The sequence below is a fragment of the Janthinobacterium sp. GW821-FHT03A03 genome (assembly GCF_059421435.1).
On the sequence record NZ_JBWKUZ010000005.1, the window covers coordinates 59,613 to 72,278 of the forward strand.

General features: G+C 67.0%; 7 protein-coding genes. 2 read left to right on the forward strand and 5 right to left on the reverse strand.

Going from position 1 to position 12,666, the window contains the following annotated elements:
- Complete coding sequence (locus AC07VI_RS12600) at positions 1-2,907, reverse strand: hybrid sensor histidine kinase/response regulator (RefSeq protein WP_100198549.1); 2,907 nt, start codon at positions 2,905-2,907, stop codon at positions 1-3.
- 172 nt (positions 2,908-3,079) lie between these two features.
- On the opposite strand from AC07VI_RS12600, the gene AC07VI_RS12605 reads away from it, so the two are divergent.
- Positions 3,080-3,709 carry a LysE family translocator gene (locus AC07VI_RS12605; protein WP_086147130.1) on the forward strand — a complete coding sequence of 210 codons (630 nt, stop codon included), beginning with the start codon at positions 3,080-3,082 and terminating at the stop codon, positions 3,707-3,709.
- Here the strand turns inward: AC07VI_RS12605 and AC07VI_RS12610 are convergent.
- On the reverse strand, positions 3,672-4,418 hold the full coding sequence (locus tag AC07VI_RS12610; protein ID WP_226935884.1) for a YceI family protein: 747 nt from the start codon (positions 4,416-4,418) through the stop codon (positions 3,672-3,674). The two genes, AC07VI_RS12605 and AC07VI_RS12610, sit on opposite strands and share 38 nt — an antisense overlap.
- Positions 4,419-4,951: 533 nt before the next feature.
- Positions 4,952-7,666 carry a M1 family metallopeptidase gene (locus AC07VI_RS12615; RefSeq protein WP_099375789.1) on the reverse strand — a complete coding sequence of 905 codons (2,715 nt, stop codon included), beginning with the start codon at positions 7,664-7,666 and terminating at the stop codon, positions 4,952-4,954.
- A gap of 255 nt (positions 7,667-7,921) precedes the next feature.
- Between AC07VI_RS12615 and AC07VI_RS12620 the strand changes: the two genes are divergently transcribed.
- Positions 7,922-8,545, forward strand: a complete 624-nt coding sequence (locus tag AC07VI_RS12620; protein WP_086147125.1) for a glutathione S-transferase family protein — start codon at positions 7,922-7,924, stop codon at positions 8,543-8,545.
- A gap of 90 nt (positions 8,546-8,635) precedes the next feature.
- Here AC07VI_RS12620 and AC07VI_RS12625 read toward each other — a convergent pair whose 3' ends face one another.
- Together AC07VI_RS12625 and AC07VI_RS12630 are read right to left on the reverse strand one after the other, a co-directional pair.
- Entirely contained in the window at positions 8,636-10,741 is a 2,106-nt protein-coding gene (locus AC07VI_RS12625) for a prolyl oligopeptidase family serine peptidase (RefSeq protein ID WP_492994912.1), read from the reverse strand.
- A gap of 189 nt (positions 10,742-10,930) precedes the next feature.
- Entirely contained in the window at positions 10,931-12,655 is a 1,725-nt protein-coding gene (locus AC07VI_RS12630; RefSeq protein ID WP_492994910.1) for a CehA/McbA family metallohydrolase, read from the reverse strand.
- Between the last annotated feature and the right edge of the window lie 11 nt (positions 12,656-12,666).

Genomic DNA, 12,666 nt, shown 5'->3' on the forward strand with positions numbered 1-12,666 from the left:
TCAGTCGATGGCGCCGGCCGGCGCGTTCAGGTCGCGGCGCGCCTCGTCCAGCGCCGCCTGCAGCTGCGGCAGGAATTTTTCCACGTTGTCGAGCTGGCCGTTCGACGCCAGGTTTTCCATCTGGTGGCACAGGCCGTGCAGGGTGGGGCGGCTCAGGTAGCCGGCGCTGCCTTTCAGGGCGTGGAAGGCGGCCGCCGCGGCGCTGGCGTTGCCGTCGCGCACGGCGTGGCAAGCCAGGTCCAGGCGCCGCGGCGCTTCGCTGAGGAAGGCTTGCGCGATGCGCTGCACGTGCTGCGGCGACAGGCCGGCCAGCGGCAGGATATGCACGGGCGCGCTCATGGGGTCGGCCGGCGCCGGCGCCTCGGCCGGCCTGGCCGGCGCGCCCCCGTCGTCCAGGCCGAACTGGCGCGCCAGCGCGTCATCGTCCTGCGTCCGGCCCGGCGGCAGCGCGTGGCCGCGCGCCAGCAGCAGGTCGATGACGGCGTCGATTTTCTCGAACAGCAGCGTTTCGTCGACGGGCTTGCTGAGGAAGTCGTCCATGCCGCAAGCCAGGTAGCGTTGGCGGTCATGTTCGCTGGCGTTGGCCGTCAGCGCGATGATGGGGATCTGCGCGTCGGGAATGGGGAACTGCGCGTTGCCGCCGTCGCGGATCAGGCGCGCGGCCTGTTCGCCGTCCATCTGCGGCATGCGGCCGTCCATCAGCACGCAGTCGTAGGCGGCGCTGCCCAGCGCGCGCAGCGCTTCCTCGCCATTGTCGACGATGGTGACGGCATGGCCCATGTTTTCCAGCAGGGTGCCGATGATGATCTGGTTGGTGCGCACGTCTTCGGCGCACAGGATGCGCAGGCGGCAGGCGTGGTGCGCATGGCGCGGCGCCAGGCGCGTGTCGGCCGCCGGCGCGCTGCCTGGCGTCAGGGGCAAGGTGAAATGGAAGCGCGAGCCGGTGCCGACGCGGCTTTCCACGCCTATCGTGCCCTGCATCAGTTCCACCAGCTCCTTGCAGATGGCCAGGCCCAGGCCCGTGCCGCCGTAGCGGCGCGTGGTGGAATGGTCGGCCTGCTCGAATTTCTGGAACAGCCGCGGCAGGGTGTCGGCGTCGATGCCGGGGCCCGTGTCGCTGATGATGAATTCGATGTCGCTGCGGCCGTCGGGGCGCGGCGGCGTGCGGGCGCGCCGCACTTCCAGCAGTACTTCGCCGTTGGCCGTGAACTTCAAGGCATTGCCCAGCAGGTTGATGAGGATCTGGCGCAGGCGCGTGGGGTCGGCGCGCACGTAGCGCGGCAGGTCCAGCGCCAGTTCGCGGCGCAGCAGCAGGCTCTTGGCGTCGGCCTGGCCCTGCACGATGCCGGCCGCGTCGCCGATCAGCGCCAGCAGGTCGAAGTCCACCGTTTCCAAGGTCAGCTTGCCCGCGTCGATCTTCGAGAAATCGAGGATGTCATTGAGAATGGTCAATAGCGACACGCCGTTGTGCAGGCCGATGCGCAGGTATTCCTGCGTGCGGCCCTTGACGGACTGGTCGCGCAGGGCGAATTGCAGCATGCCGATCACGCCGGCCAGCGGCGTGCGGATGTCGTGGCTCATGGCCGAGAGGAATTCGATGCGGTGGCGGCTGACCACTTCCGCATGTTCCTTGGCTTTCAGCAGGGCCTCGTTGCTGAGGGTCAGCGCCAGTGTGCGCTCGCTGACGCGCTGTTCCAGGTTGTTGCGCAGCAGGCGGATCTGGTCGGCCAGGGCAAAGGCCAGCAGCAGGCCATCCATGGTGCCGCCCAGCAAGGCCACCAGCTGGGCGTTGGCCACCAGCGCCGGCATCAGGCCCAGGTTGGCCGGCAGGATCAGGAAGCCGGGCAGCATCAGGGCGACGAAGGCCAGCACGAAGAAGCGCGCCGGCTGGTAGCCGCGGCGCCAGACGACGATGCCGCTGACGAGCGCCAGCAGCATCCAGATGGTGATGGCGACGGTGGCCAGCGCGTGCGCATACGACAGGGCGACGAAGCAGCTGGGCAGCAGCAGCAGGGGCAGGATCACGTTGATCCGGCTGATGCGGTCGAGCAGGGGCGAGTACTCGCGCAGGCGCAGGAAATGCGTGTAGAACAGGGTGCTGAAGACGGGCAGCAGAAAGAACGGCACGTAATGCAGCTGCAGCTGGCGCCAGTCGAACAGGTCGGAGAAGACGTGGAAGGTCATGGCCCACGCCACGCCGTACGTGAGCACGTACAGCGCGTAATACACGGAGGCTTTTTCCAGGGTGATGGAAAAGATGAAGAAATTGAACAGGCCCAGCGCCAGCAGGGCGCCGATCGAGGCGACGATCAGGAAGTTTTCCTTGCCCACCAGCTTGCGGTAGTCCTGCTGCGTCGTGAGGCCGAACATGGGCGCGCGCGCGTAGTAGGGGCTGGAAAAGCGGATCAGGATGGCGTAGGTGGCGCCCGGCGCCAGTTGCACGTTCTTGCCGTAGTGCAGCAAATATTCGTGCGGACGCTGGTAGCCCGACAGCAGGGTTTGCGGCGCCGCATGCTGGCCGGGGCCATACACGTGGATGTCGACCAGATCGATCAGGGTGTCGTTCGGATCGATGACCCAGGCGCTTTCGGCGCTGTCGTTGCGCACCTGCGCATACAGCCAGTAGGCGCCGCCGAACAGGTCGACCTCTGCGGCCGGGCGCTGGCGCGCCAACCAGGCGGGCAGGGCGGCGGCATCGGCGGGCACGTCATAATTGTCGGCAAGAAACAGCCGTGCGCCATCGCCCAGGTGGCCGATGCCTTGCTGCGTCAGGGGCAGCGTGGCCGCTTGCGCGCGCGCCGCCCAGCCCGGGCCCAGCAGGCCGATCAGCAGCAGGCACCAGCACAGCCAGGTGCTGACGCGGCAGTGGTGGGCGCTGTGGCTGGACGGGGGCGGGTGGGCTGGCATCGGTGAGTATGGTGATTGTCGCGCGGGGAATGGCGGCAAAGCCCTGTGCTGTGGAGTGTCCATTTTAATCGACTCGGCTTGCGCATGCGCAATTTCTTGTCACGCAAGCATGTTGCTCGTTGGTATGTTGGTCCGCTCCGGTATCATGTCGCTTTTTGCCTGCGAGTCTTCCATGCTCAGTCCCGACCAGTTCCTGGCCTTCCTGGCCGCCGCCGTCCTCATTACCGCCAGCCCCGGCCCCGACAACCTGATGGTGCTGGGCGTGGGCATGTCGCGCGGGCGGCGCCAGGGCATGGCTTTCGGCCTCGGCTGCGCCCTGGGCTGCCTCACGCACACCGTGCTGGCGAGCATCGGCGTGTCGGCCCTGCTGGCCGCTTCGCCCGCTGCTTTTACGGCGCTGAAAGTGGCCGGCGGCCTGTACCTGGTGTGGCTGGGCATCGGCGCCCTGCGCAGCCGTGGCGGCGCGAAAGTCGACGGCGCGGCGGCCCTGCCCGATGAATCGCTGCTGCGCCTGTTCGGCAAGGGCTTGTTTGCCAACAGTATCAATCCGAAAGTCGTGCTGTTTTTCCTCTCGTTCCTGCCGCAGTTTATCGTCACGGGCCAGGGCAGCGCCAGCTGGCAGACAGCCCAGCTCGGGCTGGTCTTCACGGCGCAGGCGTGCGTGCTGTTCGGCCTGCTCGGCTATTTTTCGGGCGCCGTCGGCAAATGGATCAACCGCCGCCCGCGCGCCGGCCTGTGGCTGGACCGCCTGGCCGGCACCATCTTCATCGCCCTGGGCCTGCGCCTGGTGCTGGCGCGCTAGGCTCCGGCCTTGCCGTGATGCGGAACGCCAGTTCCATCTGGTCCTGCACGGCCATGGCGCCGCCCAGGATGGCGAACGGCACGATGCCGAAATCGCTCTGTTTCAGCAGCAGGCTGCCGCTGGCCTGCAGGCCGCGCCCGCCGGCCGCCTCCGTGATCTGCACGGGCACCTGCAGCGTGCGCGTCACGCCATGCAGGGTGATGTCGGCCTCGAGCATGTCCCTGTTGCCCGTTTGGCGGGCGTCGATGCGCACCCACGGATAGCGCTCGGCCTCGAGCACGCGCACCAGCATGTTGTGGCGCGTGCCGGCGATGGCGTCGGCCGACGGCGTCGTCGTCAGGCCGGCCGTCTTGCGCAATGCCTCCTCGTCGACGCTCATCTCGTCGAGCCGGAACTGGAACTGCGCACGTCCCTGCGCGGGCGCCACCACGCCCTGCAGGCCGCGGCTGGCCACCACATGGTCATGCCCCAGCCGCGCCAGCGCGCCGCCGCGGCGCACGGTAATGGTCAGCAGGGATTCTTCGGGCGCGATGTGCAGCAGCTGCACGCCTGGCCGCTGCCACGCGGGCGCCGGCATGGCGGCCCGGGCGGCGGAAGCGGGGGCAGGAGCAGGAGCGGGCGGCAGTGGCGTGCAGGCGGCCAGCACGGCGCAGGCAAGCAGGAGCGGGGCGCGGATGGCGGACGGCAGGCGGCAGTTCTGGCTGGACATGGGGGCAAAAGGGACAAGGGCGATGGGGGAATGGTACGCGATCCGCGCCGCGGCGCGCGCGCAATGTTAGAGCTACGTCATAAGGAGGTCATATGACGCTGCTATGATGCTTTTGTTGGCACACAGCATGCGTTGCGCAGATCACTACGCTCCGGGAGCGATAGGATGCAGGCATGACTCAACAGCTTAGCCGGTGAGCTCAACCATCGGCACCAGACAGGCTGGCGCAGCGCGAAAACATTGCTGCGATGGCAAGGTTGGCAGGGGAAACGCAGGAAATGGGATGGAATTTAATGAAGTCCTAAGCCTGACGCCGGGAAGGGCTGGCATAGTGGACACATGGCGCACGGAAACCCCGGGCCCAAGGTTGCCGGACACCTCAATGACCGGCACGGTTTCCACTTTTCATGTGTCTTCCCGTTTTATCCCTGCGCTCTGAAACAGCGTTTCAACCGGCTACCGCACTTTGCGAAGCCGGTTTTTTTTGCCTGCGTTTTTATCCGTTCCCGGCGCCGCGGCGCCGGGAAATCCACTCAGCCCGCCTGTTTCGCCAGCCATGCATCGATCGCCGGCAGGCGCTCGGCGCGCACCTTGATGCGGTACTCGATGCCGGCCACGGAGCTGTCGGCGTCGCCGCGCGCGCCTTCGGGCAGGTTGGCCTGCGCGTACGCCCGCAGCTTGGCGATCATCTGCGGCTGCGCCGATCCGGCCGCCAGGCGCGGGAAGTAGCGGCTGCGCGAGCTGGCGTCGATGCGCGCATTGACTTGCTCGAGGTGCGCCAGCGCGAAGTCGAACGCCAGTTCCGGATGCGTGCGCGCCACGCGCGAGATCATGGCCGGGCTGTTGGTCACGCCCGGCTCCTCCGTCAGCGCCAGCGCCAGCGCGCGCTGCGCCAGGGCCGTATCATCGCTCGAGGCCAGCAGGTCGTACAGCTGGTTCTTGATCAGCGGCGTCTTTTCCTGCCGCGCCCTGGCGTGCAGCTGCTCCCAGGCGGCGGCGTCCGCATGCTGGGCCACCACGCCCAGGATGGTGCGGCGCAGCGGCGCGGGCATGGCGGACGGATCCTGCTCGCTGGCCGCGTAGCGGCGGCGCGCCTCGGCGATCACGCCCGCTTCGCCCATGTCGCCGAGAATGGCGATCAGCTGCCCGCGCAGGGTCGCCACGCTGGACGCTTCGCCCGTGCGCGCTTCCCAGCCCGTCTGCGCCATCATCGGCGCCAGGCGCGCGATGGCGTAGCGGCCGAACGCCTGCTGGCGCGCCTTGCTTTCCGCGCTGTCGCCCGCGTACTGTTCGTACAGCCCGCCCAGCGCGCCGGCGACCCGGCCCAGCACCTGCGGGTCGGCCGACAGCGGCGCGGCTTTTGCCAGTTCCAGGAAGGCGGCCGGGTCCTGCAGGCCCGCCATGCCCAGCGACTGGCTGTCCGCCAGCAATCCCAGCTGGTCGATGGGCGCCAGGCGCGCGAAGCTGCGCGCCAGCGCGCGCGTGCCGGCCGGCGCGTACAGGGTGCGGTAGTAGCCGCTCTGGCCCGCATTCACCAGCAGGGCGCCGCAGCCAGGCACGTTCAGGGTCGCCTTGCCATCCTTCACCAGCACGCGCGCCTGCTTGTGGCTGCCGACCGTCGAGGCGATGACGGGCACTTTCCACGCCAGCGGCTTCTTGTCCGCCTGGTCCTTGGAAAATTCCGTCTGCGTCAGGGTCACGCGCGTGCGGCCCTTGCGGCACACGGCGTCGCCCACCGTGATCATGGGCACGCCCGGCTGCAGGGTGAAATCATGGGCGATGGCGCTGACAGGCTTGCGCGCCGCCGCGTCGACTTCGCGCCACAGGTCGTCCGACACCGTATTGCCGTACGCATGCTTGCGCATGTAGCTGCGCACGGCCGTGCGCCAGGTGTCGGCGCCCACATAGGCTTCGAGCATGCGGATCACCGCCTCGCCCTTCTGGTAGGTGATGCCGTCGAAGGCCTGGCTGGCCTGTTCCACGGTGGCGATGCGCTGCACCACGGGGTGCGTGGTGCGCAGCGCGTCCTGGCTCATGGCCGACTCGCGCCCGGCCACGCTGGACAGGGCCGTGTTCCATTCCGGATGCAGGCGCTCCGTGGTGCGGCTTTCCATCCACGACGCAAAACCTTCGTTGAGCCACAGGTCGTCCCACCAGCGCATGGTGACCAGGTCGCCGAACCACTGGTGCGCCATTTCATGCGACAGCGTGGTGTAGATGTTTTCCTTGTCGGCCTGGGTCGAGATGGCCGGGTCGAGCAGCAGGCCGTATTCGAAGGTGAACACGGCGCCCCAGTTTTCCATGGCGCCGAAGAACTGGCTGCGGCCGGGCGCGGCGATGTTGTCGAGCTTGGGCAGCGGGTAGCGCACGCCGAAATAATCGTTGTATTCGCGCAGCAGGGCGCTGGACTCGTCGAGCGCGAAGCGGCTTTGCGCCAGCGCGCCCTTTTTCGTGATGACGCCGATTTCCGTGCCGTCGGCCATCGTTGTCGCCCGCTCGAAGTCGCCCAGGCCGAAGAACAGCAGATAGGTCGACATGCGCGGCGTGGTGGCGAAATACACGTGCTTCATGCCGTTGCCCAGTTCTTCGCTGCTGGAAATCGGCATGTTGCTCACGGCCATCTGGCCGCTCGGCACGACCACGCTGAGATCGAAGGTGGCCTTGTAGTCCGGCTCATCCCACGACGGCAGCATGCTGCGCGCATCCGAGTTCTCGAATTGCGTGTACAGCGCGCGCTGGCGGCCTTCGGGCGTGTCGTAGTCGAGCGAGAACAGGCCCGTGGCCTGCGTGCCGATCTTGCCGCTGTAGTCGATGCGCAGCAGGTATTCGCCCCTGGCCACGGGCTCGGCGAAATGCACGGTGGCCGTCTGCTTGTCCGCATCGAACTCGATCTTGCGCGTCACCTGCTTGCTGCCGCCCTTGCCTTCGATGGCGGCGGCGGCAAACGCCAGGTTCAGGGCATTGAAGGTGATGCTGGCGGTCGGCGCGTCGACCGCCACCTTGATGGCGGCCTCGCCCTTGAAGGTGGCGGCGGCGGCGTCCGGCGTGATCGACACGATATAGTGCAGCGGCGTGACGCCGCGCGGCAGCTGCGTGGTGGTCGCCGCCGCATGGCTGGCCGAGGCGTATCTGGCGGCGGGAGCGGCGTGGCCCGCCTGGGGAACGCCAGCGGCGGCGATGCAGGCCAGCGCCAGGACGGCGGCGGCCAGTTGGCTGCGCCGGAAGCGCGGAGTCGGTGTGCGATGCATGGTATGCCCTTGGTTCATGGATAAAACGCCCGCCAGCCGGATAGGCTGCAGGCGTCGATGACGGTTTGGGGGACATCGCTGGAACTGGCGGCCAGCGTTCCCGTATGGCAATCTAAGGCGAAACGGGAGCAAAGTCAACGCGCCAGGGGCGCCGCGCGCCTGCCATGCGCTGGTATGATGGTGGCCTGACTGTACCGCCGCAGGCCGGTGTCGCGCCTGATTGTCAACCACCATAACGAGACGAGATCCACGCACATGAAACTGTATATCAGCCCCCGCACGCCCAATCCACGCCGCGTCACCATGTTCATCGCCGAGAAGGGCCTCACCGGCATCGAGGAAGTGGCGCTCGACCTGATGGCGGGCCAGCACCGCGATCCCGCCTTCCTGGCGAAAAATCCGCTGGGCCGCGTGCCCGTGCTGGAACTGGCCGACGGGCGCGTGCTGACCGAGACGCGCGCCATCTGCACCTACCTGGAAGGCTTGCAGCCGCAGCCGAACCTGATGGGCGAAGGTTTTGAAGAGCGCGCGTTTATCGAGATGGCCGACCGCCGGGTGGAACTGCACCTGTTCAGCGCCGCCGCCAACTGGGTGCGCCACGGCCACCCGGCCCTGGTGGCGCTGGAAAATCCGCAGTTTCCCGACTTCGCCCTGGCGCAGGCGGGCAAGCTGCGCGAGACGGCGCAGTGGCTGGACCAGGTGCTGGCCAGCCAGCCCTACATCGCCGGCGAACGCTTTACGATTGCCGACATCACGGCCTTCTGCGCGCTGGAATTCGCGCGTGGCCTGATGAAGTACCGTCCGGGCGCGGAAGGTTTAGCCAACCTGCAGGCTTACCGCGACCGCATCGCCGAGCGTCCCAGCGCGCAGGCGAAGTAAGGGCCAAATGCAAAACGCCTGCGCCGGCGTCTCCGGTGCAGGCGTTTTTGCTTGCGCAAGGCCCGTCGGGCCCCGCTTGCTTCAACTTCTTTACTGCAGCTGCTCGTGCAGGAAGGTGTAGGTCAGCGCCCACATCAGCGCCTGCTGGTCGTTGTTGGCGGCGCCCGCGTGGCCGCCTTCCGTGTTTTCCCAGTACAGCACGTCGTGGCCTTGCTCTTCCATCTTCGCCACCATCTTGCGCGCATGGCCGGGATGGACCCGGTCGTCGCGCGTGGAGGTGGTCAACAGCACGCGCGGATACTTTTTATCCTTGAAGACGTTCTGGTACGGCGAGTACTTGCTGATGTAGGCCCATTGTTCCGGCACGTCCGGGTCGCCGTATTCTCCCATCCACGAGGCGCCCGCCAGCATCTTGTTATAGCGGCGCATGTCGAGCAGCGGCACCTGGCTGACGACGGCGTTGAACAAATCGGGACGCTGCACCAGCACGGCACCCGTCAGCAGGCCGCCGTTGCTGCCGCCCATGATGCCCAGGTGGCGCGGGCTGGTGATTTTGCGCTTGATCAAATCCTGCGCCACGGAGATGAAATCGTCATAGGCGCGCTGGCGGTTTTCCTTCAGCGCCGCCTGGTGCCAGCGGGGGCCGAACTCGCCGCCGCCGCGGATATTGGCCAGCACATACACGCCGCCCTTTGCCAGCCATGCCACGCCCGTGGTGCCGCTGTAGCTCGGTTTCAGCGACACTTCAAAGCCGCCATAGCCATACAGCACCGTGGGGTTGCGGCCGTCGAACTTCGTCTTCTTGTTCATGATGGCGAAGTAGGGCACCCTGGTGCCGTCCTTCGACGTCGATTCGAACTGCTGCACCTTGTACGGCGTGGCGTCGTAAAAGGCCGGCAGCGACTTGATTTTCGTGCGCTGGTCGCTGCCCGCCGCGCCCAGGTACAGGGTGGTCGGGTTGAGGAAGTCGGTCACCGTCAGGAAGTACTGGTCCGAGTCGACCGGGTCGAGCGCGCTGGCGGCCAGGGTGCCCAGCTTGGGCGCGTCGACGCTGCGGCGCTGCCACTTGCCGTCCATGTGGCGCAGTTCCGTCAGGCGGTTCTTGACCTTGTCCAGGGTGGTGACGAGGATGGCTGACTTCGTCGGCGTGACATTGTCCAGCGACGAGGTGGCCGTGGGCGCGAACAGCACTTCCAGCTCCTGTCCGCCCTGCATGAAGGCCTTGAAGTCGGTGGCCAGCAGCGAGCCTTGCAGGTAGGTCTTGCCGTTCACTTTCCAGTCCGAGCGCAGGGTGATGAGCAGCTGGTCGCGCATGGTGAAGGCCGTGGCGTCGTCCGGCTTCGGCACTTTTTTGAGTTCCGTCCCCTCGCGCAGGAAGGTTTCGCCGCTGTAGAAATCGATTTGCCGCTCGATGAACTGATGCTCGTAGCCGGGCGTGAAATCCTTGTAGGCGCCGGCGCTCAGGTCGTCGGGCTTGGCTTCATACAAGGTGCGCGCCTGGGCCAGCGGCGTGCCGCGCCGCCACTCCTTGATGATGCGCGGGTAGCCCGAGCTGGTCATCGAGCCGGGGCCGAAATCGGTGGACACGAACAGGGTATCGGCGTCGATCCAGCTGGCGCTGCCCTTCGCCTCGGGCAGGCTGAAGCCGCCGTCGACAAACGCGCGTTTCGCCACGTCGTACTCGCGCACGACCTTGGCGTCGCCGCCGCCGCGCGACAGGGAAATGAGGCAGCGTTCGCCCTTCGGATACAGGCAGGAGGCGCCGCCCCAGACCCAGTTTTCATGCTCGCCGGCGGCCAGCTGGTCGAGGTCGATCACGGTTTCCCACGCGGGTTCGGCCTGCTGGTACTGCGCCAGGGTGGTGCGGCGCCAGATGCCGCGCACATGCTGGGCGTCGCGCCAGAAATTGTAGTAATACTCGCCTTCCTTGCTGACGTAGGGAATGCGCTCCTTCGAGTTGAGAATGGTTTTCAGGCGCGCCTGCAGGGCCGGGAAGCCGGGCCGGGCTTCCAGTTCCGTCGTGGTGACGGCGTTGTGCTGTTTGACCCAGGCCAGCGGCTTGTCGCCGAGGACTTCTTCCAGCCACAGGTGGGGATCGGTATTGGCGGCGGCAGGGGAGGGAGCTTGCGCATGGGCAATGCCCGCTGCGGCCAGGCCGAGCAGCATGCTGCCGGTAACGGTGCGATATGACGACATATAGGGTTCCTGGTTGGTCCGATGGAGGCCGCGTTGCAGGCAAAACGGCGCATCCATGGTGCCATGGATTGCTGTGGGGAACCAGTGTCTATGGGCGACTACTTAAAAAATAAATACTTTTCCAATATTGTTTGCTGGAAAAGAGCAGGGCCGTCGAATCTGCGGTGCTATACAGGCGAGGCAGCCTCCTCAAGGCAGCTGATTGACCCACACGGGCGCCGACCAGGCGATATTGCCGTCGTCCTGCGTCAATCTTGCATAGTAGAAATGGGCGCCAGCTGCGGGCAAGACGGTAAGCTCGGCCTGGTCCGATACTGGCGTAACGGAACCGTTGCCGCCCGGCACGCCGTGGAAGATGGCGACGGCCGCCGCTTGCCGCCCGGCGCTGTTGCTGAAGCTGGTGGCCAGGTGCAGCGGCCCTTGATTGTCGAAGCGCTCGCCCATCAGCCTGCCATTCGCCGTGAACAGCAGTTGCGCGTGCTTGTCCATGGTGGCAAACACGCGGCGCGCGCGCAGCGCTTCAAACAGTTGCTCGCGCGACAGCGGCGCGTCGGCCGCATCAGCGATCACCAGCGCGGCCGTGCGGTTGCCGTAGGCCGCGCCCCAGTTGGCGCAGTGGTTGTCCTGGTTGCTGCTGAAGGCCACGTGGTAGCCGGCCGCCAGGGCCCGGTTGCAGGCCGCTTCATAGTTGCTGCGCCGCGTTTCCGTTTCCTCGTCGTTGCTGGAAAAGGCGGACGTGTTCATCACTTCGCACAGCACCATGGCCGCGTCGCCATCCGGCGTGTAGCCCAGCGGCTGGCCATCGACGAGAAACTGGCCCGCATAGGCAGGGTGGTTGAACTGGCCGATCCAGCCCCGTGCGCGCATCAGCGCATACAGGGCGGCGTAGTCGCTTTTCGGCGTTTCCACGTCGGCCAGCAGCTCGCCCCGGGCATTCCTTTCCCAGCCCAGCAACTGCTCGCTATTGAAGATGTTCAAATGGCCGCCCTTGCTGATGACGCCCCATTCCATGCCGTACAGGGCCAGGAAGCCGGGGTGGGCAGCCGTATAGGCGGCCGCTTCGGCCAGCCCCGTCTGGTACAAGGCCTTCGCTTCGGCAGGCGTGGCTGCGGGATTGGTTCCGTCCGAACCGTCATACATATGGTTGTGCTCGGATGTCAGCAGGGCATCCAGGCCGTGATCCTGCGCATATTGATAGGCATCGATGGGGCCGAAGGGCGCCGTTTGCGGCTCCTGCGCGCCATGGCAGGCGTCGAGCGGGGCGCCGCCGTCGCTGTGGCGCGTCTGGCTGTGCAGGTTGGCATAGACGATGCGGTAGCCGGGCTGCCCATCCAGGCGGGACAATTGTTGCAAGCCGGCCTGGAAGGCGGGCACCGTGGGCGCCGTGCTGGCGCCCCGCTGCACCGCGATTTGCCATTGCTGCACCACCTGCGCTTCGCGTGGGGTGCCGGCATCGGCCACGGCCAGCAGGCGCAGTTCGTACAAGCCGTCCGGCGCCAGCTCGCGCCGTTCGCGCGCGTCGGCGTCTGCGCGGCCATCCCAGGGCAAGTTCATGCTCGTGCCGCCCGCATCGACCTGTTCCGTGCCTGACCAGCGCCGCAGCACGGCCCCTTGCGGGCCGGGACCGGACAAGGTCAAGGTCCAGCGCACCGCATGGGGGCGGCCCTCGTCGGGATAGCTGAGGCGCACAATAAATGTACGTGACTGCGAGCTGCGCGCCTGCGTGACCCGTCCGCCGCGCGCCGCGTGGAACGGCGCGAACACGGTCGCGTCCAGCTCGCTGTGCTCGCGGGGGGCCGCGGAGCCATCTTGCGCCGCAGCACTATTGCTCCAGGCGATCAACAGCGCCCCCGCGCAGGCGCACGCCAGCGCACGCGCCACGCGTGGCGGCACTTGCCGCAGTTGCCTGACCATGGCAGCCTCCG

Coding starts and splice junctions, on each gene's coding strand:
- AC07VI_RS12600 (WP_100198549.1), bottom strand. CDS start 2,907: ATGCCAGCCCACCCGCCCCCGTCCAGCCACAGCGCCCACCACTGCCGC.
- AC07VI_RS12605 (WP_086147130.1), top strand. CDS start 3,080: ATGCTCAGTCCCGACCAGTTCCTGGCCTTCCTGGCCGCCGCCGTCCTC.
- AC07VI_RS12610 (WP_226935884.1), bottom strand. CDS start 4,418: ATGTCCAGCCAGAACTGCCGCCTGCCGTCCGCCATCCGCGCCCCGCTC.
- AC07VI_RS12615 (WP_099375789.1), bottom strand. CDS start 7,666: ATGCATCGCACACCGACTCCGCGCTTCCGGCGCAGCCAACTGGCCGCC.
- AC07VI_RS12620 (WP_086147125.1), top strand. CDS start 7,922: ATGAAACTGTATATCAGCCCCCGCACGCCCAATCCACGCCGCGTCACC.
- AC07VI_RS12625 (WP_492994912.1), bottom strand. CDS start 10,741: ATGTCGTCATATCGCACCGTTACCGGCAGCATGCTGCTCGGCCTGGCC.
- AC07VI_RS12630 (WP_492994910.1), bottom strand. CDS start 12,655: ATGGTCAGGCAACTGCGGCAAGTGCCGCCACGCGTGGCGCGTGCGCTG.